At 60.6% G+C, this 25,486-nt stretch carries 31 protein-coding genes; 17 read left to right on the forward strand and 14 right to left on the reverse strand.

Annotated features, from left to right (window positions below; all coding sequences use genetic code 11):
• Positions 1–56 precede the first annotated feature (56 nt).
• A complete protein-coding gene (gene trhA, locus AC2GXZ_RS07045; protein ID WP_483758444.1) occupies positions 57–728 on the reverse strand; it encodes a PAQR family membrane homeostasis protein TrhA in 672 nt (223 codons plus the stop codon).
• Between the two features lie 170 nt (positions 729–898).
• Positions 899–1,309, reverse strand: coding sequence for a universal stress protein (locus AC2GXZ_RS07050; protein WP_483758445.1), 411 nt, complete (start codon positions 1,307–1,309; stop codon positions 899–901).
• Positions 1,310–1,506: 197 nt separating this feature from the next.
• Here AC2GXZ_RS07050 and AC2GXZ_RS07055 point away from each other — a divergent pair, with 197 nt between their 5' ends.
• From AC2GXZ_RS07055 to AC2GXZ_RS07065, 3 genes are all read left to right on the forward strand, one after another.
• Complete coding sequence (locus AC2GXZ_RS07055; protein WP_483758446.1) at positions 1,507–2,373, forward strand: VOC family protein; 867 nt, start codon at positions 1,507–1,509, stop codon at positions 2,371–2,373.
• A 128-nt stretch (positions 2,374–2,501) separates the two neighbouring features.
• Positions 2,502–3,668, forward strand: a complete 1,167-nt coding sequence (locus AC2GXZ_RS07060) for an AI-2E family transporter (protein WP_483758447.1) — start codon at positions 2,502–2,504, stop codon at positions 3,666–3,668.
• A gap of 48 nt (positions 3,669–3,716) precedes the next feature.
• Entirely contained in the window at positions 3,717–4,982 is a 1,266-nt protein-coding gene (locus AC2GXZ_RS07065; protein ID WP_483758448.1) for an NAD(P)/FAD-dependent oxidoreductase, read from the forward strand.
• On the opposite strand, the gene AC2GXZ_RS07070 is transcribed toward AC2GXZ_RS07065, so the two are convergent.
• Positions 4,973–5,359: a DUF930 domain-containing protein gene (locus tag AC2GXZ_RS07070; RefSeq protein WP_483758449.1), complete on the reverse strand. Its 387-nt coding sequence runs from the start codon at positions 5,357–5,359 to the stop codon at positions 4,973–4,975. The genes AC2GXZ_RS07065 and AC2GXZ_RS07070 overlap by 10 nt on opposite strands.
• Positions 5,360–5,482: 123 nt before the next feature.
• Here AC2GXZ_RS07070 and AC2GXZ_RS07075 point away from each other — a divergent pair, with 123 nt between their 5' ends.
• From AC2GXZ_RS07075 to AC2GXZ_RS07100, 6 genes are all read left to right on the forward strand, one after another.
• Positions 5,483–5,725, forward strand: coding sequence for a hypothetical protein (locus AC2GXZ_RS07075; RefSeq protein ID WP_483758450.1), 243 nt, complete (start codon positions 5,483–5,485; stop codon positions 5,723–5,725).
• The gene (locus tag AC2GXZ_RS07080; RefSeq protein ID WP_483758451.1) at positions 5,722–5,850 is read left to right on the forward strand and encodes a hypothetical protein; all 129 of its coding nucleotides are present in this window, start codon (positions 5,722–5,724) and stop codon (positions 5,848–5,850) included. Before AC2GXZ_RS07075 ends, AC2GXZ_RS07080 begins: the two co-directional genes overlap by 4 nt.
• 96 nt (positions 5,851–5,946) lie before the next feature.
• Positions 5,947–8,055, forward strand: a complete 2,109-nt coding sequence (locus tag AC2GXZ_RS07085) for a S9 family peptidase (protein ID WP_483758452.1) — start codon at positions 5,947–5,949, stop codon at positions 8,053–8,055.
• A gap of 115 nt (positions 8,056–8,170) precedes the next feature.
• The gene (locus AC2GXZ_RS07090; RefSeq protein ID WP_483758453.1) at positions 8,171–9,454 is read left to right on the forward strand and encodes a DUF2254 domain-containing protein; all 1,284 of its coding nucleotides are present in this window, start codon (positions 8,171–8,173) and stop codon (positions 9,452–9,454) included.
• Between the two features lie 185 nt (positions 9,455–9,639).
• Positions 9,640–9,903, forward strand: a complete 264-nt coding sequence (locus AC2GXZ_RS07095) for a hypothetical protein (RefSeq protein WP_483758454.1) — start codon at positions 9,640–9,642, stop codon at positions 9,901–9,903.
• Between the two features lie 195 nt (positions 9,904–10,098).
• Positions 10,099–10,515: a MerR family transcriptional regulator gene (locus AC2GXZ_RS07100; protein WP_483758455.1), complete on the forward strand. Its 417-nt coding sequence runs from the start codon at positions 10,099–10,101 to the stop codon at positions 10,513–10,515.
• A gap of 48 nt (positions 10,516–10,563) precedes the next feature.
• Here AC2GXZ_RS07100 and AC2GXZ_RS07105 read toward each other — a convergent pair whose 3' ends face one another.
• A complete protein-coding gene (locus AC2GXZ_RS07105) occupies positions 10,564–10,926 on the reverse strand; it encodes an HVO_A0114 family putative DNA-binding protein (RefSeq protein WP_483758456.1) in 363 nt (120 codons plus the stop codon).
• Positions 10,892–11,206: a toxin-antitoxin system TumE family protein gene (locus AC2GXZ_RS07110; protein WP_483758457.1), complete on the reverse strand. Its 315-nt coding sequence runs from the start codon at positions 11,204–11,206 to the stop codon at positions 10,892–10,894. The genes AC2GXZ_RS07105 and AC2GXZ_RS07110 overlap by 35 nt, the downstream gene beginning before the upstream one ends.
• Positions 11,207–11,265: 59 nt before the next feature.
• Between AC2GXZ_RS07110 and AC2GXZ_RS07115 the strand changes: the two genes are divergently transcribed.
• The 3 genes from AC2GXZ_RS07115 to AC2GXZ_RS07125 are packed head-to-tail and all read left to right on the forward strand — an operon-like array spanning position 11,266 to position 12,567.
• A complete protein-coding gene (locus AC2GXZ_RS07115) occupies positions 11,266–11,436 on the forward strand; it encodes a hypothetical protein (protein ID WP_483758458.1) in 171 nt (56 codons plus the stop codon).
• Positions 11,437–11,466: 30 nt separating this feature from the next.
• Positions 11,467–11,967 (forward strand): N-acetyltransferase family protein, encoded by a 501-nt coding sequence (locus AC2GXZ_RS07120; protein WP_483758459.1) that lies wholly within the window; start codon positions 11,467–11,469, stop codon positions 11,965–11,967.
• A 30-nt stretch (positions 11,968–11,997) separates the two neighbouring features.
• Positions 11,998–12,567, forward strand: a complete 570-nt coding sequence (locus AC2GXZ_RS07125; RefSeq protein WP_483758460.1) for a DJ-1/PfpI family protein — start codon at positions 11,998–12,000, stop codon at positions 12,565–12,567.
• 16 nt (positions 12,568–12,583) lie between these two features.
• On the opposite strand, the gene AC2GXZ_RS07130 is transcribed toward AC2GXZ_RS07125, so the two are convergent.
• From AC2GXZ_RS07130 to AC2GXZ_RS07155, 6 genes are all read right to left on the reverse strand, one after another.
• Positions 12,584–13,495, reverse strand: a complete 912-nt coding sequence (locus tag AC2GXZ_RS07130; protein ID WP_483758461.1) for a c-type cytochrome — start codon at positions 13,493–13,495, stop codon at positions 12,584–12,586.
• An 82-nt stretch (positions 13,496–13,577) separates the two neighbouring features.
• Positions 13,578–14,015, reverse strand: a complete 438-nt coding sequence (locus AC2GXZ_RS07135; protein ID WP_483758462.1) for a c-type cytochrome — start codon at positions 14,013–14,015, stop codon at positions 13,578–13,580.
• 297 nt (positions 14,016–14,312) lie between these two features.
• Positions 14,313–14,978, reverse strand: coding sequence for a cytochrome b (locus AC2GXZ_RS07140; RefSeq protein WP_483758463.1), 666 nt, complete (start codon positions 14,976–14,978; stop codon positions 14,313–14,315).
• Positions 14,979–15,400: 422 nt separating this feature from the next.
• Positions 15,401–15,991, reverse strand: coding sequence for a cytochrome b (locus AC2GXZ_RS07145; protein ID WP_483758464.1), 591 nt, complete (start codon positions 15,989–15,991; stop codon positions 15,401–15,403).
• Positions 15,992–16,246: 255 nt separating this feature from the next.
• Complete coding sequence (locus AC2GXZ_RS07150) at positions 16,247–17,092, reverse strand: metallophosphoesterase (protein WP_483758465.1); 846 nt, start codon at positions 17,090–17,092, stop codon at positions 16,247–16,249.
• A 133-nt stretch (positions 17,093–17,225) separates the two neighbouring features.
• A complete protein-coding gene (locus tag AC2GXZ_RS07155; protein WP_483758466.1) occupies positions 17,226–17,828 on the reverse strand; it encodes a superoxide dismutase in 603 nt (200 codons plus the stop codon).
• Between the two features lie 274 nt (positions 17,829–18,102).
• Between AC2GXZ_RS07155 and AC2GXZ_RS07160 the strand changes: the two genes are divergently transcribed.
• From AC2GXZ_RS07160 to AC2GXZ_RS07175, 4 genes are all read left to right on the forward strand, one after another.
• Positions 18,103–18,426: a hypothetical protein gene (locus tag AC2GXZ_RS07160; protein ID WP_483758467.1), complete on the forward strand. Its 324-nt coding sequence runs from the start codon at positions 18,103–18,105 to the stop codon at positions 18,424–18,426.
• Between the two features lie 115 nt (positions 18,427–18,541).
• A complete protein-coding gene (locus AC2GXZ_RS07165; RefSeq protein WP_483758468.1) occupies positions 18,542–19,273 on the forward strand; it encodes a hypothetical protein in 732 nt (243 codons plus the stop codon).
• A gap of 114 nt (positions 19,274–19,387) precedes the next feature.
• Positions 19,388–21,136, forward strand: a complete 1,749-nt coding sequence (locus tag AC2GXZ_RS07170; protein ID WP_483758469.1) for a putative bifunctional diguanylate cyclase/phosphodiesterase — start codon at positions 19,388–19,390, stop codon at positions 21,134–21,136.
• A 156-nt stretch (positions 21,137–21,292) separates the two neighbouring features.
• Positions 21,293–21,910 carry an alpha/beta hydrolase gene (locus AC2GXZ_RS07175; RefSeq protein WP_483758470.1) on the forward strand — a complete coding sequence of 206 codons (618 nt, stop codon included), beginning with the start codon at positions 21,293–21,295 and terminating at the stop codon, positions 21,908–21,910.
• A gap of 16 nt (positions 21,911–21,926) precedes the next feature.
• Here AC2GXZ_RS07175 and AC2GXZ_RS07180 read toward each other — a convergent pair whose 3' ends face one another.
• The 3 genes from AC2GXZ_RS07180 to AC2GXZ_RS07190 form a co-directional block, all read right to left on the reverse strand.
• Positions 21,927–22,919 carry a phytanoyl-CoA dioxygenase family protein gene (locus tag AC2GXZ_RS07180; protein ID WP_483758471.1) on the reverse strand — a complete coding sequence of 331 codons (993 nt, stop codon included), beginning with the start codon at positions 22,917–22,919 and terminating at the stop codon, positions 21,927–21,929.
• A gap of 404 nt (positions 22,920–23,323) precedes the next feature.
• Positions 23,324–24,211, reverse strand: coding sequence for a branched-chain amino acid aminotransferase (locus AC2GXZ_RS07185; protein ID WP_483758472.1), 888 nt, complete (start codon positions 24,209–24,211; stop codon positions 23,324–23,326).
• A 125-nt stretch (positions 24,212–24,336) separates the two neighbouring features.
• Positions 24,337–24,525, reverse strand: coding sequence for a hypothetical protein (locus AC2GXZ_RS07190; RefSeq protein ID WP_483758473.1), 189 nt, complete (start codon positions 24,523–24,525; stop codon positions 24,337–24,339).
• Between the two features lie 181 nt (positions 24,526–24,706).
• Here AC2GXZ_RS07190 and AC2GXZ_RS07195 point away from each other — a divergent pair, with 181 nt between their 5' ends.
• The gene (locus AC2GXZ_RS07195) at positions 24,707–25,453 is read left to right on the forward strand and encodes a gamma-glutamylcyclotransferase (protein WP_483758474.1); all 747 of its coding nucleotides are present in this window, start codon (positions 24,707–24,709) and stop codon (positions 25,451–25,453) included.
• Positions 25,454–25,486 lie beyond the last annotated feature (33 nt).

Raw genomic sequence — 25,486 nt, forward strand, 5'->3', positions numbered from 1 at the left:
AGACGATCCGAACCTGTCGAGAAAAATGCGCCGATCGGCAACAAAGGGTGAGGAGGTCAGATACCGTTGCCGGTGAGACTGAAGCAGGTCATCACGGCGCTGTAATGGACCGCTGCGGCTGCGACCACAAAAGCGTGCCAGATGGCATTCTGGAAACGCAGCTTCTCCCAGACGTGGAAGATCACCCCGAGCGAATAGATCAGCCCGCCAATGACGATCAGCCAGACGGTGACGGGCGGAAGATATTGCGACACCTCTTCCATGACGACGACACCGCTCCAGCCCATGGCGAGATAAAGAAGGATGGCGAGCCTGTCGTAGCGGCCGGGAAAGAAACATTTCAGCGAAACGCCGACGATTGCGGTCGTCCAGATGGCGGCGAGCATGAAGGCGATCCACGGATCGCCGGCGGCGCCACGCTGCAGGAAAGGCGTATAGGTGGCGGCGATCAGAATGAAGATCGCCGAATGATCGAGACGGCGCAGGATCCATTTGGTGCGCGAATGCGGCCAGATATTATAGGTGAACGAGGCCGACAGGCAGAGGACGAGGCCAAGACCGTAGATCCAGGCGGCAACAAGCTCGCCATGGCTCGACCAGATGGTGGCATAAAAGATCAATGCCGTGGCACCGATCAGCGCAAAGACGATCCCGACCCCGTGGACGATGCCGTCCGCGATGATCTCATGAAGATCGTAGTGACGCCCGAAATTGAAAAACTCGCTCATGAAACCAGATCGTCTCCGTCCGCCGGCAGAATGCTCGTGACCGGGCCGGAAGGCAAGTCGTGCACATGCCGGCCGACCTCACATTGCGTTCAGACGGGAAAAATTCGGTGTTCCTGCCGGCAATGCCCAAACCGACGGGCGGACGACCGATCACCAGCCGTCGAGATCGATTAGCGATCGATCAGGACGGAGCATTTCGCGTGGCGGACGATGCGGTCGGCGGTTGCGCCGATGATATAGTTGGTCAGGTCCGGCACATGCGAGGCGATGACGATGAGATCGGCTTTCGCCGCCTCGGCTGCGGCCAGGATTTCCTTTGCCGGCGCGCCCTGGCGGATTTCGATATCGGCCGTCACCCCGGTCTTTTCACGCAGCGCCGCCAGCTGTTCCTCGGCCTTCCTGCGGGCGTCGACCAGCATGTCGACCGACAGGTCCGACACCACATAGGCCGGCAGTTCCTCGACGATATTGATCATCAGCACACGGCCGCCGCCGGTGCAGAGCTGCCCGGCCTGCCTGAGTATCCGCTCTGCCTTTTCCATCTGCGCAGTATCGATCGCGACAAGGATCGTCTTGTACATCGAGTATCTCCTAACCCCGGTATTTTCACGCAGCTTACACCCGCCGCCTTGATTCGCATCAAGCTTGATCGTCAACTATTTTAGAACGAAGCTTCTCCCATTTTTCGACTTTCGTGAACGATGGCGATAGGCGATAACTTCACCAACACGGCTTGGCCGCCTCTGGGCCGTATTGCGGGCCGTCATGGAGATCATTGATGACGAACTCTTCCGAAGCTGCATTCGCGCTGACGCGTCCGGCCCATGTGGGCCGTGCCCATCTGGTCGTGACCGACCTCGATACCGTCTCCGCTTTCTACCGCGATATCATCGGCCTGTCGGTCATCGAAAAGGGCGAAAGCGGCGTGCTGATGGGTGCCCACGGGTTGCCGCTTCTGCAACTGACGACGGGCAGCGGCGTTGCTCGCGCCCCGAGACAGGCCGCTGGCCTGTTCCATACCGCCTTCCTGATGCCGAACCGCAGCGAGCTTGCCCACTGGCTGGCGAGTGCCGCCAACAAGGGTGTTCAGCTCGACGGCGCCTCAGACCATCTGGTCTCCGAAGCGCTTTATCTTTCCGATCCGGAAGGCAACGGCATAGAAATCTACCGCGACCGCCGGCCGGACGAATGGACCTATTTCCCCGACGGTACCGTGCAGATGGCAACCGACAGGCTGAACCTGCAGGAACTCTACAATTCGGCCCCGCAGGGCGCTTGGCACGGCATGGCGCCGGGCGCTTCGGTCGGCCATATCCATCTGCAGGTCGGCAACATACCGCAGGCGGACGAATTTTACCGCGACGTTTTGGGCCTGAAGATCATGGCGCGGTATCCGGGCGCCAGTTTCTTTGCCACCGGCGGCTACCACCACCATATCGCGGCAAATATCTGGAACAGCCGCGGCGCCTCCGCCCGCCAGGACAACATGACCGGGCTTTCCGATTATACCGTGCGCTTCAACGACAAGGATGCGTTGACGACGGCACTTGCGGCACTGGAAAGCCAGGAAATCGCCACGACCAAAACGGCCGAGGGTTACACGCTCAAGGACCCGTGGGGCATCGGCCTGACGCTTCCCGCCTGACACCCGTTCCTTTGCCCGCCGGCCTGATGGGCGCCGGGCTTGCCCAAAAGCTAATAAACACTCGGCGTTCCGGAACCGGAGCGCCGTTTTTGCGTTCTCGGGCAGGCATGGGGCGATAAGGGGACAACATGACGACGATCAGCGCGCGCAGCGGAGCCAAAACAAAGAGACGTGCGGCGGATTTCGCCTTTCATCGGCGTGAGGCGTTTGCCGCCGGCGATGACGGGCTGGAAGATCCAGAAGCACCGCTGGTGCTGGGCCGGGAGGCGCTTGAGGTCGCCATGGCCTGGGCGGTGATCGGCATTTTCACCATCATCTTCTTTGCACTTGTCCACTATATGGCGCTGATCCTGATCCCGGTGACGCTTGCCGTTGTCGTCGGACTGATCCTCGGTCTGGTGGCCGACAGGCTCGGCCGGGCCGGCGTGCCGCGGTTCGGCATTGCCGTCATTCTCTCCTCGCTCGTCTTTCTCGTCGTGTTTCTGATCGCCAATGCGCTTGCCGAACCGGTTGCGACACTGATGCAGGAGGGGCCGAATTTCGTCGAGCGCTCCTATGACCGCCTCGTGCCCTTCCTGGAAAGCCAGCGGTGGCTCAACATCTCGCCGGCAAGTTTCGAGACCGGGCCGATGTCGATGGACAAGCTGCTCGAAAACTCGACGAATATTCTCGGCGTGGTGACCTCCAACCTGACGCCGGCGATCGTGCAGGGACTGATCTTCTTTGCAGCGTTGCTGCTGTTCCTTTACGGCCGACTGAGGCTGCGGCGCACGATCATCCTCGCCTTTCCGCGTCGTCGGCAAAGGCTTATCGCCATCCGCGTGCTGAATTCCATCGACCACGTGCTCGGCTATTATTTCGCCACGGCCAGCGTGGTCTATTTCTGCCTCGGCATCGTGATGACGCTGATTGCCTATCTTTGCGGGCTGAGCATGCCGGTGCTGTGGGGCATGTTCGCTTTCCTGTCGAGCTTCATCCCGTTTCTCGGGATCACGCTGATGACAATCTCGGTGGCGATTGCCGGCATCCTGACCCATGACGCGATCATCCTGGCGCTTTTGCCGGCTTTTCTGTTCTTTACGGTGCATCTGACCATGGAGAACCTGATCTTTCCGGCAATCATGGGCCGGCAATGGGAGATCAACCCGTTTGTCGTCTTCCTCGCCATCCTGTTCTGGACCTGGATGTGGGGAGCCGTCGGAGCCATGCTCGCCCTTCCCCTGTCGCTGATCCTGATGACGGTGCTGAGCGAGCTGTTTCCAGAACGCAAGACGGTACCGAACCTGCCGGGCTGAGTCGGGCGTCCGTCACCGTCTGACATCTTCCCACCGCGAGAACCGGCCTTGAGTTCATCCGATCTGAATTTCCATGACACCGACCATGACGACCTGACCACCGGCCACTCCCCCTGGGGGACGGCCGGTGGAGCATCGGCAAGGCTACCGGGGCGCGCGCAACTGTCCGAGAGCATCAAGACCGATGTGGCCATCGTCGGCGCTGGCATTACCGGATCTCTCGCAGCCGAACACCTGAGCGCCCGCGGCCTTGACGTGGTGGTGATCGATCGCGAGCGACCGGGCTTCGGCAGCACCCGCGCAAGTACCGCCATGCTGCAATGGGAAACCGACAGCTCGCTTGCAGAGCTGACCAGTCTCTACGGTTTCGAGACTGCGGCCGGTGTCTATCGCCGCAGTCATGCAGCCGTTGCGGGGCTGGCGGAGCTTGTCACACACCATCGTCTCGCATGCGCATTCTCGCCACGTCCGACGCTTTATCTGGCAGCGGCCGATATCGGCGAAACGGCGCTGCGGGAAGAGCTTGCCCTTCGCCATCGCGCCGGCCTGCCGGGTTCACTTTTATCCCACACGGAGCTTCGCCGGGACTTCGGTTTCGACCGTCAGGCGGCAATCCTGTCGCCGGGTTCGGCGGAAGCCGATCCGCTGCTGCTCAGCTGGTCGCTGCTGGCGCTCGCGGCGGGTCGCGGTGCGCGTGTCATCGCGGCGGATGCGCTGCATTTTCACGATGAAAGCAGACGCGTCGTGATCGAGACATCGGGGCAATATGTCGTCGACGCCCGCCATGTGGTTCTGGCCACCGGTTATGTGATGCCGCATTTCGTCATGCCGGCGTGCCATAGGACTTCATCCAGCTTCGCGCTTTCCACCACACCACAGCAGCCGGACCGTCTGTGGCCGCAACGGGCACTCGTCTGGGAGGCGGCGGAGCCTTATCTTTATATGCGGATGACGATGGACAATCGCATCATCATCGGCGGCGAAGACGAAGAAATCGCCGATCCGGACAAGCGCGATGCGATGCTGCCAGGGAAAATCCTTAAACTACAGGAGAAGCTGGCGAAGCTCTGGCCCGACGCGAATCTTTCCGTTGCCGACGCATGGTGTGGGGCCTTCGGCGAGACCTCTGACGGTCTGCCGCTGATCGGCCCGGTACCGGGAGCCTCCGGTATCTTTGCCGCCTATGGTTATGGCGGCAACGGCATCACCTTTTCCTATCTCGCGTCCCGAATGATCGGGGCAATGATATCAGGCGACAAACAGGCATGGTTCGACGATTTCGCCCTCGACCGGCCGGAACCGGCTCAGTCGTAAAGGTAATATCTGTTCCAGAGGTCGCGTTCGACCATCGAGCCGATCTTGTAGTCAAACGTGACGATGCTCAGTCCCTTTTCGCCGGTCATGCAGCGGTATTTGAGGCGGTACCACTCACCCTTGCTGCGGAAGACGGCACCGGGGGCTTTGATCGAGTCGCCCTTTTCCGCGGTGTCGCCGAACGTATAGGCAATCACCTTGTCGGGACGGTAGTCGCCGGTCTTGCGGATCTGGTCCATCGCCTCCATGTCGCAACGCTGTTCGCGCCGCTCCTCGGGGGCAAGTGCGTTCAGTTGCCTCTCGACGCGGGCGTCAAGGGCATGGGCCGCAGACGCGGAAAACAGGGCGAAAGCCATCACCGACAGCCACTTCTTCATGTCGTTCCTACTCATATGGACGTTGATGGCGCAGAAACTAGGAGAGGTGCATACGATTGACCACCAACCTATGAGAGAAATACCATGATGTGAACAGACGAGGTGGTGAGCGGGAAACGAATGGTGGAACAGGCGCTTTCAGATGCCAAGAAAGAACAGATCAAGCTGCGCGCGACATTTCTCAACAATATCGGGATCGGGGTGATGCTGGTTGGCGTCTTCACGCCGATCATCCGCGTCGTTTATGGTGACGTAAGTCCGCAGATCAGTCCGTTCTGGCTTGCCGCAGCCCCCACAGGTTGTTTTCTATGGGGCATTGCATTACATTTGGCGGGAGGTTGGATCCTCAGAGGACTCAGCAAATGACGACCGAGCAGATCATCGCACTTGTAATGCCCGTTGTCGGCGTAGGCATGGCTATAGGCGTGGTTTACTGGCAGAGCTGGCGGGACGGCGTGCTACCGAACCAGAAGCCGCGCGACGAGAAATAACCGCTCCTCTCCAAATTCCAAGGCCATCATCGGCTTGCCTCCGCCTGCCCGGCAACCTATCTCTGGCACTCCTTCCTTTCATACCGGAGTGCTTCCTTGGCCCCCTCCCTCAAAACGCCTTTCGCCAATCTGCCCGCAGCGCCCGTCGCTCCGAAGAAGCCGGTCTCCGACACCCGCCACGGCATTACCCGCTCGGATGACTATGCCTGGCTGCGCGCCGATAACTGGCAGGCGATGTTCAAGGATCCGTCGATCCTGGACGCGGAGATCCGTACCCATCTGGAGGCCGAAAACAGCTATGTGGAGGCGGCACTCGGCGACACGGCCGAGTTGCAGAAGGTTCTGTTTGCGGAGATGCGCGGCCGCATCAAGGAAGATGACAGCTCCGTTCCGGCAAAAGACGGCCCGTTCGCCTATGGTTCGCTATTCGTCACCGGCGGTGAACAGCCGCATTATTTCCGCACGCCGCGCGACGGCGGCGGCAAGCAGACGCTGCTGAACGGCGACAAGGAAGCCGAAGGCAAGGACTATTTCCGCCTCGCCGGCATCGATCATTCGACCGACCACAGCCACGGTATCTGGGGTTATGACGACAAGGGGTCGGAATATTTCACGCTGCGTATCCGCAATCTGTCGACCGGCGAAGACCTCTCCGACGTGATCGAGAATACCGCCGGCGACGGCGTGTGGGCGCCGGACGGCAAGAGCTTTTTCTACACGCTGCAGGACGAGAACCACCGGCCCTCGAAAGTTTTCCACCATATCGTCGGTGAACCGCAATCCTCCGACCGGCTGGTCTTCGAAGAACAGGATGCCGGTTTCTTCATGGGCGTCGGCGGTTCGCTGCTCGACGACTTCATCTATATCGACATCCACGATCACGAGACGTCGGAATACCGTCTGCTGTCGACCAAAGACCTTCTCGCCGAACCGAAGCTGGTGGCAGAGCGCGAGGAAGGCATCGAATACTCGATGACCGAGGGCGGCGATGTCTTCTACATCCTCACCAATGACGGCGACGCCAAGGATTTCAAGATCGTCGAGGCGCCGGTTGCCGCACCGGGCAAGGAAAACTGGAAGGAGATCGTGCCGCATGAACCGGGCCGGCTGATCATCTCCCACATGGCCTATGCACGCCACCTGATCTGGCTGCAGCGCAAGGACGGGTTGCCGCAGATCGTCATCCGCGACCGCCAGTCAGGCGAGGAACACGCGATCGCCTTCGACGAGGAGGCCTATTCGCTCGGCCTGTCCGGGTCCGCCGAATACGATACCGACATGATCCGGTTTTCCTATTCGTCGATGACGACGCCGTCGCAGCTTTTCGACTATGACATGGTGACGCGCGAGCGGGTGCTGTTGAAGACCCAGGAAGTGCCGTCGGGGCACAATCCAGACGACTACGTCACCCGCCGGGTGATGGCGCCGGCGCATGACGGCGAACAGGTTCCGGTCACGCTGCTCTACCGCCGCGACACGCCGCTCGACGGCTCGTCGCCCTGCCTGCTTTATGGCTACGGCGCCTACGGCATCACCATTCCGGCGTCGTTCTCGACCAATGCGCTGTCGCTTGCCGATCGCGGCATCGTCTATGCGATCGCCCATATCCGCGGCGGCAAGGACAAGGGGTTTGCCTGGTACGAAAACGGCAAGATGGAGAACAAGCAGAACACGTTCAAGGACTTCATCGCTGCAGCCGATCATTTGGTTTCGACCGGCTTCACGTCATACGACCGGATCATCGCCGAGGGTGGTTCCGCCGGCGGCATGCTGATGGGGGCGGTCGCCAATATGGCGCCGGAAAAGTTTGCCGGCATCATCGCCGCAGTCCCCTTCGTCGACGTGCTGAACACGATGCTCGACGATACGCTGCCGCTGACGCCGCCGGAATGGCCCGAATGGGGCAACCCGATCGAATCCGAAGAAGAATATCGCTGGATTGCCGCCTACAGCCCCTATGACAACGTCACCGGCCGCGCCTATCCGCCGATCCTTGCGATCTCCGGCCTGACCGACCCGCGCGTCACCTATTGGGAACCGACCAAGTGGGTGGCGAAGTTACGCGACATGACGACCGGCACGGCACCGATCCTGCTCAAGACCAATATGGCTGCCGGCCATGGCGGCAAGTCCGGACGTTTCCAGCGGCTTGAAGAGATTGCGTTCGAATACGCTTTCGCAATCAAGGTTGCCGGCAAGATGTGATTGAGTATGGTGCGGGGTTGTATACCCGGCCCCGCACGTCCATTCCCGATCTCTTGCCATGCCGACAGAGTGGCCTAACTATCCGCCATCTCTTGCATATCAGGATCCTCTCTTCGTGATTTCCACTTATCTCTGGAAGGCCAGCCAGCTGTCGCGCCGGCTCTGGGTCCGGGCGTCGTTATATGGCGTCGTCGGTATATCGACGGCACTTGCGGCGATCGTCGTCGGGCCTTACCTGCCGCCCGGCCTGACGCGCAGCGTCGGCGCCAATGCGGTCGATGCCATTCTGCAGATCATCGCGTCGAGCATGCTGGCCGTCACTACGTTTTCGCTGAGCACGCTGGTCAGCGCCACGGCGACGGCGGCCGGAAGTGCCACGCCGCGTGCCGCACGGCTATTGCTCGAGGATCCGACGGCGCAACGGGCACTTTCCACCTTTCTCGGTGCCTTCCTGTTTTCGCTGGTCAGCCTGATCGCGCTCAATACCGATCTTTATGGCGAGGGTGGGCGGTTCGTGCTGTTCATCGCGACGCTGATCGTCGTGGCGCTGATCGTCATCACGCTGCTGCGCTGGATGGATCACCTTGCCGGGCTCGGCAATATGGGAGAGACGATCAGCCGGGTTGAACGGGCGGCGCAGGAGGCGATGGACGAATACAGGCAGGCACCGCTTCTCGGCGGAGCCCCGCTCGACCGAGTGCCCGACGGAGCGATCGCCATTTATCACGACCGGATCGGTTATCTGCAACATCTCGATCTTTCGACGCTTTCTGCCGTGGCCGAAGAGGCTGAGGGCGAGATCTTCGTGCCGCAGATGGCGGGCAGCCATTGTTATCCGGCAACGCCGATCGCCTTCATGGTGACGGCGGACAAGGCAAGGGACAAGGACGCGACCGACGCGCTTGCGGCGAAGATCCGCAGCGCATTCACGGTCGGCGACCGGCGCGCCTTCGACCAGGATCCGCGCTTCGGGCTGATTGCCCTGTCGGAGATCTCCTCGCGCGCCCTGTCATCAGCCATCAATGATCCCGGTACGGCGATCGACGTGCTGGCGGCGCTGGTGCGGGTGATGTGCAGCCGATCGGAACTATCAAACCCCGCAGAGATGAAAGAGCCGGATCATCCTCGCGTCCATGTTGCCGGGCTGAGCGAGGACGATCTGGTGGATGCGGCCTTCATGGCGACCGCACGCGATGGTGCGGGCGTGGTCGAAATTGCCATTCGCCTGCAGAAGTCGCTTACAGCCATTGCAGATGCTGGCGACCCGGCGCTCCGCGCTGCCGCTGGTCGGTTGTCCGCGATGGCGGCCCAGAGAGCCTTAGAAACACTAACCTTCGAGCCGGACCGGGAGAGGTTGAAGGCCGAGATCGTATCGCTTCAACAGCGCTTCGGCGCCTGAACGGCAACCGGATGGAACGCGGGCGACATACCTAAGCTTGCAGTTCCGCATATATTTTCGCCAAAACGAATAAGCACCACCTCGCCTGTCAAGCCCTTACGGAGCCAGCGCGCCAAGTGACGCAAGCCTCGCGCAAGGTTCGCACGTTAACTATTGGTTAACCAATATTGACGTGGGCGAGTGCCATGAAGATCGATAGTGGCCTTAGTGGCTATCAATATCCGAGCCGGACTGCGGACGTGGAGCGCAAGCAGGAGGAAGCGCCCCAGGTCAGCACGGCCTCAACACCGCGATCGCAAGGCGGCCTCACCGGCAGCAGCACAAACTTGTCGAGTGCCCTGGCAAGCGCGCTGTGGGGCATGAAGGCCGGCGACGCGGCGCCTGATGCACCCCAGGCAGCATCTGCTTCACAGCAATGGGTCCAGACCCTTTACGCCGAATTCGCCTGACCCTGAAATTCGGCGCGGCGGCCCTTCGATCCCGCAGGCTGCAAGCTCCTCTGATTTAACGATCTTTTCGGGCAGGCCACTGTGATCTGCCGAAACGGCGATGGACAACGCGCGCAAACTGGCGCCGACATCCACTTGCACTCAATCGCCAAAAGCCTATCTAAAGCTCCAGAGACTATAGGTTTGGAGCGTTTCATGCTGTCGATCGGTGATCTTTCGAAACGGACCGGGGTGAAGGTGCCGACTATCCGTTATTACGAGCAGATGGGGCTGATTGCAGCCGCCGAGCGCTCGGAAGGAAACCAGCGCCGATACGAAAAACAGGATCTGGAGCGGCTGACCTTCATCCGCCACGGGCGCGAAATGGGCCTCGACATCTCGGCGATCCGCGAACTGATCGCACTTGGCGAACATCCCAAACAGCCTTGCGGCAATGCCGACCGGATCGCAGCCGACCATCTTGCAAGCGTGCGCGACAAGATCGCCAAGCTGAGGAAACTCGAGCATGAACTGGAACGGATCGTCTCCCGCTGCGACGGCGGCCACGCGATCGAGGATTGCTACGTGATCCGCTCGCTTTCCAATCACGGGCTCTGCGACGGAGAACATTGAGGAGGCTATTCCACGACTACGCATGGCCGTGCGCTTCCAGCATATGAGTTAGGCTGCGGCCTCGATATCGAATTCAAAATGAATGCGATCATAAGGAAAGACGACGCCGCTAGGTTGCGATCTATCGACCACGCCAGCTGCAAGCAAACTCTCGACATCGCCATGCACAGCCTTGAAATCGCGTCCGACGCGCCGGGCAACTTCGCGGATACTCAGCACGCCCTGCCCGGTCATCGCCTGCACGATTTGAAGCCTCTTGGGTGCGAGAACCCGATGCAGTACCTCCCAGGAAGGAAACGCCAACACGCTTTCCGCGGCAATCCGCCCGCCCTCCGTACCGGCCTTGGTTTCGGCAAGGACGCGCGCAAGCGACTGTTCAAGCGTTTCTATCTTGACCCTGAGCGTTGCCATCCAGCCATCCTTTCACGTCTGCGCCAAAATCTGCGAGCAACTGTTCGAGATCTTTGAAAACATATTGCAATTCCTCCGAATCCAGATGCCGATGGTCGCCTTTCCCGGCTTCGTTATCATACCTCAGCACACATTCTCCGAACGCGACCAACGCGAGGCTATATTTGAAATTATGGCTGCTCCCTCTTACCGGAAAGGGCACCTGCCATATGACGATTTCCGCGAACACCTCATCAAGGAGCACATTTCTCAGCCTGCTGACCAGTAACGCTTTCGCCATGACATCGCCCCATGTCCTGATGGAGATTACTACATCACCGCCAAATGAAAAGGCCCGCCATGATCGCGCTTGACAACCATTCGGGACAGGCGCATGAGACTGGCCATGATCAATACGCGCATCACCACCGCCGCAACGTATTTTTGGGCCTACCTGTAAAGGGCGGCTCGACAGATCATCATGTCAACAAGCCGCCGTCAGGCGGCTTTGTTGTTTCAAACGGCACCTGACGGCATGAAGAGACCAGAAGGATGCCGGAAATGACACAGACCCTTACCGATGACAGCGAGATTTCGCTTCCCCGCCCAGCCGTGGTGAATATCCGCCACGCCAAGCGCCACGACCTGCCCGAACTCAACGCGATGATTTCGGCTCTCGCGGCACATCACCACGATGCCTCTGCGATGACGCCCGACATTCTCGAACGGGACCTGTTCGGCGACATGCCGTGGATCACCGCCATCGTCGCGGACACCGGCCAGGAACTGATCGGATACGCCATTCTCGTGCCGCTCTACCGCGCCCAGGAAGGCAGCCGCGGCATGGATCTGCACCATCTCTTCGTGCGTGACGGACAGCGCGGCCACGGCATCGGCCAGCATCTTGTCGCGCGCGCCCGCGACGTCGCCAAAAATGCCGGCTGCGGCTATCTTTCGGTCAGCGCCGCCACCGGCAATTCGGCGGCTCATCGCTTCTACGAACACATGGATTTCAAGCCGCGGCCGGTGACCGGCATGCGCTATACCCAGGCGCTCGCCTGACGGTCTTTCCCGTATGGAGGAGAACCCGAGATGACATCGATCGTGGTGGCGCTGACGCCGGAATTCGCAGACTGGGAATGCGCGCTGCTGATGGCGGTGGCACGCAGCTATCTCGGCGTCACCGTGAAGACGGCAACCGGCGACGGCCGTCCGGTGAGCTCGATGGGCGGGCTCACTGTCGCCCCGGATCTGTCCTATGCGCAGATCGACCCGGCGGCGTTCGATGCGGTCGTCGTGCCGGGTGGGCTTGCCTGGGAAAAGCAGCTCGTTCCCGACACGCTGCACGATCTCGTTCGGACTTTTCGTGCGGAAAAGAAGATGGCGGCCGGCATTTGTGCGGCGGCGAGCATGCTTGCCGGTGCGGGTTTGCTGAACGACACGAAACACACCGGAAACCGGCTCGGCTCGCACCAGCAATACCCGGCCTATTCGGGCGCCGCATATTTTGTCGACGGCCCCATGGCCGTGCATGCCGATGGCGTCGTCACCGCCGCGGGCACCTCGCCCTACACGTTCACGGTGGAAATCCTCAAGGGGCTCGGCCTTTGGGACGCGACGGCGCAGGACGAACTTGCACCGTTTTCGTCCGAGCATCGATAGCCCCCGGAAAAACGGGTCAGCGCGCCGGCACCGCCTTCAGGTAGGCGGCGATCGCTTCCAGGTCGCTTTTGGGCAGATGCGCGATGTTCTTCTGCACCTCGACCATCGATCCGCCAGCGCTGTCATAATCCGGCGTGAAGCCGGTTTCCAGATAGTTGGCAATATCGCCCTCGCTCCATGAGGCAATCTCGCCACCGGGCGTGATGTCGGGGATCGTCCCCTTGCCTTCCGGATTGGGGCCGCCTGCCAGCCATTTGCCCGCTTCGAAACCGCCAAGCGCATTGCGTGGCGTGTGGCACTCGCCGCAATGGCCAGGACCTTCGACGAGATATTGGCCGCGCCTGAGCTTCTCGTCCATCGACGCGAGTTCGACGCGGGGTGCGTCGTTGAAATAGAGAAGCTTCCAGCCGCCGACCGCCATCCGGATGTTGAACGGAAAACGCAGTTCGTGCGGCAGGGCGACGTTCGAACTTGCCGGCAACGTCTTCAGGTAGGCGAACAGGTCGTTGATGTCCGCCTTCGACATCCTGGAATAGGAGCCATAGGGAAAGGATGGATAGAGGTGCTCGCCGCCCGGGGCAACGCCGCGGGTCATGGCATTGCCGAAATCCGCCAGCGTCCAGCGTCCGATGCCGGCCTGCGGATCGGGCGAAATATTGGGGATGTGGAATGTGCCGAACGGGCTTGGCAGTGCCCGACCGCCCGACATCACTTTCAGCGCATCGCCGTCGGCTCCGGATGCGGCATGGCAGCCGGCGCAACCACCGGCCCAGAAAACCAGCTCGCCATTGGCAAGATCCGGCGTGCCGGCATTTGCCCAGTCACTGTCCGGCGCCGGCTGTGGCCGGGTCAATGACCATGCGGCGGCGATGGCGACGGCGACCACCGCAATGCCGCAGGCTGCAATCTTGGACCGGCTCGAAGCCATGGCATATCTCCGGATATGGATGCGGCAGGGCGAATGCCCGGATGGGAGCCGCGGCATGGCCGCGGCCCGCGGGCGAGCCGGTTCAGCGTTTCAGGCGATAGGTCTGGTGGCAGGCGCCGCAATTTGCGCCGAGCGTCTGGACCGCCTTCTGCACGCCGGCCTGATCGGCCGGCATCGACGCCAGGATGGCCGTGGCATCGCCCTCGAGCTTTGCCGCCTTGGCGCGGAAATCGGCATTATTGTCCCAGATGGCGGGAGCGGCGGCCGAATTGATTTCGGAGCCTTCCGGAAACTGGCCGGGAAAGGCCTTCATGTCGGCGCTGATCGCGGTCAGCGCCGTCTTGACGATCTCCGCGTCGTACGGCTTTTCGCCTTTGGCAATGCCGGCAAGCGACGCCATGGAGCCCCCCACCTGCTTCATCATCTGTTCGCGCTTGGCGATCGGATTGTCCTGGGCAACCGCTATGGCTGCCCAGCCAAGACAGAGCGCGACGGCGGAAACAACGATCCTGGATTTCATGCAAACTCTCCTCGCTAGCTGGCCTTATAAATTCGAGCCATGCCGGAAGATATTGACCCGCCTATTCAATCCGCAAGAAATCACGTTTGTGTCAGGTGGGCGAAACGCACCGACTTCCGGTGGATAGCTTGTCCACGACGGCGGGCGAAAACCGTCCTTGCGGATTAAAGACATCCAAGACGGCCGGCCTAACCAGCGCCCGGATTGGCCATGACACGACTGGCCGCCTCGATATCCGGACAGGTGGAGTGGTCATGCCGCCGTGCCTGCCCGGAACCGCATCAACCTCCAGCCCCTTCAATCCTTCTTCGGCAGCATTGCCGACATGGTCTCGTCCCTGTCGATGAAATGATGTTTCAGGGCGAAAGCCGCGTGACCGGCCACAACGATGAGCAGCGCCCAGGACAGGTATAGATGGGCGCTCACCAGATAGGGCGACAGTTCGGGGTTCCTGCCACCGAGCTGCGGGATCATGAACAGTCCGGCCACCGGGATCTTGTAGCCCGCAGCGGAACTGTTCCACCAGCCCGATACGGGCACGGCAACCATCAGGAAATACAGCAGCGCATGGCCGAGATGGGTGGCGATCTTCATGATCGCCGGTATTTCGGTCAGTTCCGGGGGGCGGTGACAGGCACGCCACAGGATACGCGCAACGATCAGGAACAGCGTGAGGGTGGCAAGCGATTTATGGATCGAGATCATCTCGTGCTTGAACAGCGTCTCGGCCTCGCTGACATCCTCCTGCAGAATTTTCTCGCCATAATAGCCTATGCCCCAGGCAACCAGAATGATGGCAGCCATCAGCCAATGAAACCATTTGGCGACGGCGCCAAAGCTTCTCGAAGTCGTATCGTGTCTCGTTGCATTTATCGCCGTGCCGGCCATGGCTGCGCCCCTGTTCTGGTAAATTGCCTGTCGCGGGAACATCGACACACTGACGGGGTCGACCTGGCAGACCATGGGGATAAGGCAACCGGCATTCGATCGACCGGTTTCCCGACAAGCCCCCGGATCAATGTTTCCGCGCCGCCAGAAGACACCGGCGATTGCCGCAGCCAAGGGGCCAGAAGGTCGCAAAGATCGACAGCTGGCCAAGCTTTTGACCACCGGATGTCGGCAGCGCCTTGAGAGCGCTCTCCAAGAGATTGATATGATATTCGTTTTCGCCAAAGATGAATAAACGGCGGCCTTTGGCGGCTCTGCCTGAGGGCTGCCGCAGCGTCGCTTTGCCTCATCCTAGGTTGCGGGCGTGCGGGGTGAAACAAACGCCAAAACGACCGGCCGCGGTCGACCCTTCAGGGATCGCTGGCCGCTGCCGGTCGGAATGTCCGGACGAATGGGGCACGCCCATCCATTCGGTGCCGCATTTTGGCAAGATCCGTTCAGTCCTTCTTCGGCAGCATTGCCGACATGGTCTCGTCCTTGTCGATAAGGTGATGCTTCAGCGCGAAGGCAAAGTGGCCGGCAACAACAAGGCCCAACGCCCAGGACAGGTAGAAATGCAGTGATACGAGATAGGGTGTCAGTTCCGGGTTCTTGCCGCCGAGGCCGGGAATGGTGAACAGGCCGGCGACCGGGATCGCGTAACCTGCCGATGAACTGTTCCACCAACCGGAGATTGGAACGGCGACCATCAGGAAATACAGGAGGAAATGCCCGAAATGGGTCGCCGTCTTCATGATGGCGGGCATGTCGGCCAGTTCCGGCGGGCGGTTATAGGCGCGCCAGATGATGCGGCCAACGATCAGGAACAATGTCGTCGTGGCAATCGACTTGTGCAGTGTGATTGCCCAGATCTTCTGGGCCGTCTCGCCGTCGCTGACGCCGTAATGCAGCATGGCGACGCCATAATAACCGACACCCCATGCCGCGACGATGATGGCAGCCATCAGCCAATGAAAAAACTTCGACGTCGCGGTGAAATTGCGCGACGACGGCCGCCTCAGGTGTCCGGTTTCTGTCGTGCTTGCCATCTTCGCGCCCCTTGTCCGCTGAACCAATATGTTTGGAACTGACGGAACAGTTTGAGGCGCTCGATGCCAATGACGCAGAAGGTCGCGGAATTTCCGGTAAAGTTGCATAACGTCATTCCCATTCGCAAACATGCGAACATCGAACGCCACGCAAATCCCTGTTTAAAAGATGTTTTCCCGACTATCGAAGATAACCGCCGTGACGCGGCCTAACTCCTGCAGCGTCGCTTTGCCTCACCCAAAGTTGCAGCCAGATTATTCAAGCGGCAGGCTGCGGCTTTCCTCGCGACCATAACCGATCACCTCGATGCGGTCGGAATGGATCTCGACAACGGCGAAGGTGTTTTCGGTCTCGGTATCGACCATGCCCTTGAAGTTGACATACCAGGTCGAGCCGGTGCGACCGAGATTGCCGACATGGTTATGGCCGTTCAGATAGGCGATGACATTGCCGGAACGTTCGAAGAGATCGGTGATCCGTTCGCAATCCCAGAGATTGTGCTGGTTTTCAGGATAGAGCGGATAATGCCCTAAAACGACGACCTTTTCGCCCTGATTTCTCGCGTCCAGCAGCGTCTGCTCCAGCCATGAGAATTGCCCATCGCCGATACCGCCGTTCCAGGGCATGGCGTTGATGGCGCCGGCTGCCTCCAACGCAGCGAGGCGATAGCGCGCCTCGGTGTTTTTCGGATCGCCATCCGGCGAGGAAAACAGGCTCATCTCATTCCCGTCGATAACGACGAAACGGATGCCGCCGCGGGAAAAATGATGCCATGGCGCCGGCATGCCGAGGCGCGCATGAACTTCGCCAAGCTGCTCCGGCGCGACCGAAAAATCGTGGTTGCCGGGAAGCAGGATGTTTTCGTGGCGCAGCAGCCCGTAACCGGAAAGGATACGGTCGTAATTGTCCCAGTCGCGATCGATCAGGTCGCCCAAGGTGACGACGAAGGAAAGTTCCTCGCCGTTCAGCGTCTCGACCGCCTCGGCAAGCTTTTCCGGGCTGTTGCGATAGAAGCGGTCATATTCCAGCTTCGGATCGGCATCGGCATATTGGGGATCGGCAATGACGCCGAAGCGGAGGAGCGGTTTTTCAGGAGACATGGCGCGGAGTTAGTCCCGGGAGATGACAGTGGTGTGACGAACTGGGTCACGACGTCTCGACGCATGGCCAAACAAAAACACCCGGCGCGATCGGCACCGGGTGTCTTTCAAATCTGCAGAATGCGCAGGACGCTTACTTGGAAGCGGCTTCGTACATTTCCAGCACGTAATCCCAGTTGATCAGGCTGTCGACGAAGGCTTCGAGATACTTCGGACGGGCATTGCGGTAATCGATGTAATAGGAGTGTTCCCACACGTCGACGCCGAGGATCGGCGATGCGCCATGAACCAGCGGGTTCTCGCCGTTCGCGGTCTTGGAGATGACGAGCTTGCCATCCTTGACCGACAACCAGGCCCAGCCGGAGCCGAACTGGGTCGTGCCGGCGGCAATGAAATCAGCCTTGAACTTGTCGAAACCGCCGAGATCGGAGGCGATTGCGGCTTCCAGCTTGCCCGGCAGCTTGGTGCCGCCGCCATCCTTCTTCATCCACTTCCAGAAATGGATGTGGTTGTAGTGCTGGGCAGCGTTGTTGAAGAGGCCGGCATTGGTGCCGAAGGACTTCTTGACGACTTCCTCGACCGACAGGTCCGCCATGCCGGCTTCGGCGGCGAGCTTGTTGCCGTTATCGACATAGGCCTTGTGGTGCTTGTCGTGGTGGAACTCGAGCGTTTCCTTCGACATGAAGGGAACGAGAGCTTCGTAATCATAGGGAAGTTCGGGAAGTTCGAAGGCCATTGGTCTACTCCTTTTGGGCAAAAAACCTTGGGTAATCGTTGAGCGGGAACATAGGAGGGGACCTCGGAAGAGGCAACGGCTCCAAGGCCAAATTTATGGCAAAAATCAAAGATGTTTCGCATCACCTTTGCTTCTCAACGCCGCATCGCGAAACATCGTTCCGCCGCCTGCCGCCGATCGCCGAAAAACCGCGGAATCCTGCAAAAATCCGGTGACGCCACAGGATCGACTCACAAACCCGGCAGGAGGGAGGCGACACAGGAGGACCGATTCGATGAAAACCAGATTTATGCTTGCCGCAACGCTCGTCACGCTCTCGCTCACCGGTGGCATGGCCCACGCATCCTCCGACGATGCCTGGGCAAAATTCCAGACCGATGTCTCCAAGGCCTGCGTCACGGCCGCCAAGGGACTGATCGAAAAGGGCAAGGCGGTCGTCGACCCTTACGGCAGCGAACATTACGGGCTGGCCGTCGTCACCGGCAAGGCCGTCGGCGCCAAGGCGAAGATCAGCACGATCTGCGTTTATGACAAGCAGAAGAAGACGGCCGAAATCGGCGGCGAGATCGCTGCGGCCAAGCTAGCGGTCAAGCCTTAAGGTCACCGACAAAAAATCCGATAATCAATCAGTTTCGCGCAGGCTTGGCCCTCTAGGCTTCAACCATAGTGTCTGTTTGCGTTTACGATTATCGATTTCGACCGACGAGAGCATTGTGACCAGCAACGACTTTTCAGCAGTACCGGCGTTTTTATTGCAGAGAGCCGATACCGATTGCAGCCATGCCGCGGTAGCGGACGAGCAGGATATCTCCGCCCCGACACAGGGCGGAGATATCACGCAACTCCAGGAAGAGATCGCTTCCCCGGACGATATCCTGTTCGATCAGATCGACCTGCTTGCGGCTGTGCCGGCCGTCGGGACCACGGCAGGTCCGGTAGCGGATGAGCCGCTTGCCGCTGCATCCGTCGAACCGCCCTGCCCCTTGCCTGTCCGACCGATCGCCGCGATCGAATTATCCGGCGGATCGGCGCAGAACGACTATTCACCAGGCGATCTCGAGCTGTTCCGGGCGCTTACCGGTTATAGGCTCGATATGCGAAGCGCCGCCTGGCGCGCGGTCGACGACGCAGGAGGGAGAGCTTCGATCACCGACCGGTTGTTCACCACGCTTGCCGAAGAGGCTTTCCGGTTTGCCGACCGCCGGCGACGCGCCGACGCTTCGGCGCATGACGATGCTTTTTCTTCCGACCTGACGATCGACGATCTGGTGCAGACGCTTGACCCGATCCGGCGCGCCGCAGCATCGATCGGCGCCAAGGGCCTCATCGCATTCGAGCGGCTGAAGCAGGCAATCCTGCGCCGCAAGGACGAAGCAAGCGACGAGATGCTGTCCGGCCTGATCGCCCATGCGTCGAGACCGAGCGGCAGTCCCGTCGCGGCCTGACCATCGTCGCGATGAAAACGATGGTGCCGTCGCAGTCCCGAAACTTGATATATATGCATTAGCTAATATTTAAGTCGCAAAGCCTAACAATTTCCGCGATCACGGGAGCACGGCATGGCGACGGCAAACAGACGCGGGTTTTCGGGCGGCAAGACGACCTTGAAAGCGGTGATGGCGGCGATGGACAGCCTGCCGGTAGCTGTGGGGATCTTCGAGCTCGACGGAAGGCCGATCTATGCCAACCGCTGCTTTCACGAGCTGCATGACCTTGGCAAGCGATGGCGCAGCGAGGCAGAGACCTTTGCCGAGGTCGTTGCCGATGGCAGGATGGCAGACTGGAAAGAGGACCCGATCGCCTATTTCGAGCGCCTGAAGCGCAAGCTTTTGACGGAAGGATGCTCGGAAGCGCAAGTCGAGATCGGCGACAAGATCATCGACGTGCAGGACGTTCTGCTCGACGGCAGATATCTGCTGAGCACCCAGCAGGACATTACCGCGAGGGTGCGCGCCGAACAGCGGGTTTCCTATCTCGCCCATCACGATCCGCTGACGGATCTGCCCAACCGGATGCGTTTTGCGGCAGAGCTTGCCAAGCTGATCGCCGAAAGCCAGGTTCTGCGCCGGCAATTCGGGGTGATGAGCCTCGATGTCGACCGGTTCAAGGATATCAACGACCTGTTTGGCCATGCGGCCGGCGATATCGTGCTGGCCGAACTGGCGCGACGGCTGAAGAGCGTGCTCGATACAAGCGACGTTGCGGCCCGGCTTGGCGGCGACGAATTCACGGTGATCAGCGTCGGCGACGATCAGCCGGAAACCGTGACGCGGCTTGCCGAACGGCTGACACGCGCCATGGACGAGGAGATAGAGGTGGAGGGTCGCTCGCTGCGCGTGAGCCTCAGCATCGGCATCGCGATGTTTCCGCAGGATGGAGCCGACGCCGCATCGTTGCTAGCCAATTCCGATGCCGCACTCTACCGCGCCAAGGCCGAGGGCCGCGGGCGGTTCTGCGCCTTCAATGCCGGCATGGACCGGCGCATGCATGACCGACGGGTGCTGCAGCAGGACCTGCGTTATGCGATCCAGCGCGGCGAACTGGCGCTGCATTACCAGCCGCAATCGTCGGTGACGGGAGAGATATTCGGTTTCGAGGCACTGTTGCGCTGGCATCATCCGACGCGCGGGCTGATCACGCCCGATCATTTCGTGCCGCTGGCGGAAGAGAGCGGCCAGATCGTCGAGATCGGCCGCTGGGTGCTGCACGAGGCGGGCTGCGAGGCCGCCAGCTGGCCGAACCGGCTGAATATCGCGATCAACATATCGCCGGTGCAGTTCCGCCAGGACAATCTGGTCAGCGACGTGCATACGATGCTGCTGCAGACCGGGCTTTCACCCGACCGGCTGGAGCTGGAAGTGACGGAAGGCGTGCTGGTGCAGGATTTTGCCCGCGCCCTGAAGATCCTGCGCGGGATGAAGGCGCTCGGCATCCGGATCGCCATGGACGATTTCGGCACCGGTTATTCATCGCTTTCCTACCTGCAGGCCTTTCCCTTCGATACGATCAAGATCGACAAGTCCTTCACCTCCAAACTGGTCACAGATTCAAGCGCCGACGAAATCGTCCGGGCGGTGATCGGGCTTGGCCGCGGGCTCAACATCCCGATCGTCGCAGAAGGCGTCGAGACCGAGGAGCAGCGGGCATTTCTGGAAGAAGCCCAATGCCAGAACCTGCAGGGGCATCTGATCGGCAGGGCCGGACCGATCGCCCAATATTCGGAGCTGACGGGTGCCGAAGGGGTGGACACGCCCGGAACCGACCAGGATTTCAGCCGTCCGCCCAGGCGCAGGTCACGACGCGGCTGATTTCTCCAAGCCGGCGGAATTTTTCCATAGCCATTATACGTCCTCGGTGAACGGAGCGGTCACAGGCTGCGGCCTATGCCCTGCCCGTTTCCTGCCGTAGAGGAAGGATACAAGTAGACTACGGATCAACCCCTCGCTTGCTCATCAAGGAATACCATGACGGTCGCTGCGAAATCCCTCCTTGTCATCCTGCTCCACGGCGTCGGTTCCAACGGCGCGGATCTCGCACCACTCGGCGACAGCTGGAAGCCACGCCTGCCGGGCGCCGTGTTCGTATCGCCGAATGCGCCGGAACGCTCCAGCTTTGGCCCCGGCTATCAGTGGTTCAGCGTCGCCGGCGTCACCGAGGAAAACCGCCCTGCCCGGATCACCGCTTCACGGCCAGCCTTTGACGCTGTGATCTCCGACATCGTCGAGAAAAACGGTTATTCGGGTCATCTCGACCGGGTCGTGTTCGTCGGGTTCTCGCAAGGCACGATCATGTCTCTCGATGCGATCGCCAGCGGTCGCTGGCCGGTTGCCGCCGTGATCGGCTTTTCGGGACGCCTTGCAAGTGAGGCACCGCTCAAACCCGCCACCGGCACCAAGGTGCTTCTGGTGCACGGCACGTCCGATCCGGTGATCCCCTCGTGGGAAACCGAGAAGGCGGAAGCTGCGCTGAGCGCAGCAGGCCTTTCCGTCGAAACCGTGATAGAGACGGGCCTCGGCCACACGATCTCCATCGGCGGTGCCGATAGGGCGGCGGATTTTCTGGAAACGCTGGCGGGCAAATAATGCCGCCCAAGTGAACTTAGCGCCTGATGACCGGCTCGCCGTGGAAACGGCGGCGGGACGGTTTGGAGACGCCGAAGCCGACCTCCATCATCAGCCGCGGCTTTATCGTCGGTACCGTGCCCATGTGGAAACCGAACGGATCCTCGACAAAGCCGGAGCCGGCGGGGCCGGTCAGCGTCACCGCTTTTTCAGGCCCGTAATAATCCAGCACCTCATCTGCAGGATGCCCGACGAGAAGGGTGTACTGGTGTTTGGCCATGCGCCGGTTATGGCTGCCCTTGACGAAGATATGCGGACCGGTGCCCTCGTCGACATCGACAAGGTTGAAGAAAAACTTCAGCATCCGCCAGTCGTCGAGGTCGAAATGGAACTTGTCGAGCGAAGCCAGACGCCGGTCGGCCTCGGAGGCTGCCTTGGTGGGAAAGCTCCACCAGACGCGGGTGGTGATGAGCTGCGCCCTCGTGCCGAGATAATGCTTTGCCACATCGATCAGCAGCGGATCGTTCTGAATGCTGAGAACACCCGGACTATCCAGCGAACGCTCGAAGAAATGGCCGCTCAGAAGCGAACGGCCGAACGTCGCCTCGGCCTCATCATGTTGCGGGGCGAGGAATTCCAGCGACCGGTTGAAATTTCCGAAACACGGCGTGGTCGCGGCAAAATGGCTGATTTCGCGATGAATTTCGGCCGGCAGCTGGAGGCCGGTGAAGATCCCGTCGTGGCGAAGGCTGTCTGCCACCGCCGATGCGTCCAGCGGACCGAACAATGATGGCTGCGGGGCTGCGGTCGGCTTGTATTTCGATGCCATCGCCCAATGGGCGCGGCGGCCGGGCATGGTACGGGCAAGCATGAACATCGGCAGCCAGGCCGGGTTTTCCTTGACGTCGGCGATATAGGTGGGGATGCGCACCGCCATGCGGCGCAACCTGCTGCCCCCACGGGCGACGGCCTCAAGATCGTTGCTTGCAGATGGGTTCGCCGAGGATGGCGATGACGCGTTCACTGGCATTTCCGCTCCTTTCCGGTTTCCGGTCCGATCTGGTCCGGTTCGCCGTTCCGATTTGGGAGAGATACTGCTGCAGATATTACTTGACTGTCTCACGCATGATTTTGCTGCATTGCGGCAAAAGTAAGATGTGTCGCGAGCTAAACTTTTGCAAGCGAAATAAAACTGCAGCTTTCCGGTGTGAAAATCGCAGATATATTTGTAATACTGTGTCCGTTTTCGACCTGGAGATGCAGATCCGGTCAGAACGGCGGCTGCGGAAACGCGGCTCGGGCCAGTCCGGTGGCGCGTCCCTGCATCACCACCGGCCCGAACCGGACGCTATGCGAGGACAGAATCAGGCAGCCGATTGAGACGGTGACTGCGCCGTGCGTCATCGGTGACGGGCGGCGCAGTAAAGATTCCGATCAGGCGTCGCCGCGGCCGCCGGAACGTGCCCAATCCAGATAGAGATCCAGTGCCTTGCGGGCGACGGGGCCTTCCTGAAGCGAGCGTTCCTCGAATTTCGTCACCGGCGCAATCTTGGAATAGTTGCCGGAGGTGAAGATCTCGTCGGCATTGGCGAAGTCCTCTACCGTCAGCGTCACTTCGCGTACGTCGAAACCGGCTTCACGCAGCAGGCCGATGATGCGGGCACGGGTGATGCCGGCAAGGAAAGTGCCGTTGGCGATCGGCGTCATGACGACGCCGTCCTTGACCATGAAGATGTTGGAGGACGCCGTTTCGGCGACGTTGCCGTTCATGTCACGGGCAAGCGCATTGTCGAAGCCGCGCGAATGGGCCTCGATGATCATGCGGCCGCTATTGGGATAAAGGCTGCCGGCCTTGGCCATGGTCATGGCAACTTCCGGGCTGGGGCGGCGGAAGGGCGACACGGTGAGCGACGAAGGCTTGGCGGTACCCATCGGCGCCTCGAACAGGCAGAGCGCGAAACGGGTCGATTCGGCATCCGGTGCAACGACGCTGTAGGGCGCGCCATGTTCGGCCCAGTACATCGGCTTGATGTAGATGGCCGTGTTGCCGTCAAACTTCTTGATGCCTTCCCAGGCAAGCGCCTCGATTTCTTCCGGCGTCATCGTCGGCTTCATGCCCATGTTGATGGCCGACTGGTTGACGCGCTGGCAATGCAGGTCGAGATCCGGCGCGATGCCATCGAACCAGCGGGCACCGTCGAACACACTCGAGGCCAGCCACATGGCGTGCGACGTGGGGCCGATGAGCTTCGGGTTGCCTTCCACCCACTCCCCGTCCACGAAGGTCCAGGTGATTGAACGGGGGGATGTATCGACGGACATGATTGGTCTCCTTCAACGCGTCTATAAAAGTGGCGCGAATGAAGTGCCGGGAGGCCGCAAGGTCAAGCGATAATATGAGATGAATCATCACAATAATTGATGACTAAGCTCGAAAACGAGTGCCTTCAGGGCGTGCCCGCCGGCTGGTTCGGCGTCGGTGGCTGGCCGGTCAGCGGGTTCTGCCCCGTTCCGTCACCGAGCTGGCCTCCCTGCAACTGCCCGCCTGCGGGAAAGCGGCGCGCATCGTTCATCCAGATGATGCTGAGGACGCAGGCGACCAACAGGCCAAGCACAAGGATAAACAGCCAGCGCAACGGGGGCTCCTCTCGTTTTCTGTTCACGGATTGATGTCGGATCGAAATCATCCGTGATATTTCAGCAAAACAATCGGGCGTCTATGCGGCAAGGCTACATTGCGTTGACAGGGCGGCGCCGGCGGAGCAATCTCCATGCCATCCCAGAGTCATTAAAAATCCTTGGAAACCTGCCGGAGCCATGCCGAAATCCTCACCAATGTCGCTGACCCAGCAGATGGTCGATCTCTGTTTTCGCGATGAGATCGATCCGGGGCCGTCGGCCAACTGGGAACCGCTGACCGATCAGGATTTCACAGCGCTGGCCGACCGGCTGACGGAGGAGATCGGCGACGAACCCTTGTGGATCTTCGCCTATGGATCGCTGATCTGGAAGCCGGGTTTCGCATCGGTCGCGTGCCAGCGCGCCACGGCCTATGGCTGGCACCGGTCCTTTTCGCTGCATATAGAACGCGGCCGCGGTTCGCCGCAGCAGCCGGGCCTGATGATGATGCTGTCGCGTGGCGGACGCTGCGACGGGGTGATCTACCGGGTGGCCGACCACGACAAGCGCGAGCAGATCGAAAGCGCTTTGCGTCGCGAGGTAAGCCACAAGGACAGCCTCACCACTTTCCGCTTCCTGCCGGTTCGCACCGAGGATGGCGATACCGTGCCGGCACTGACTTTCTGGGTGGGTGGTGACAGCCCGCGGATCATCCGCCCGCTCCTGCCGCTCGAGAAGGTGGCGCCGGTTCTGGCCCGCGCCTGCGGTCATCGCGGCTCCTGCGCCGAATATCTCTATAATACCGTCGTGCATCTGGCCGAATTCGGCATCCGCGACCGCAACCTCTGGCGTCTGCAGGAAATGGTGGCGAACGAGATCGAAACCCTGCATGGCGATGCAGCGCCATCGATCACCACGGACACGGATATCGCGACACGCCGATAGAAGACCGGCAAACACGCCCTATATCCGTCGTCG

Source organism: Aliirhizobium sp. YIM B11859 (genome assembly GCF_057163345.1).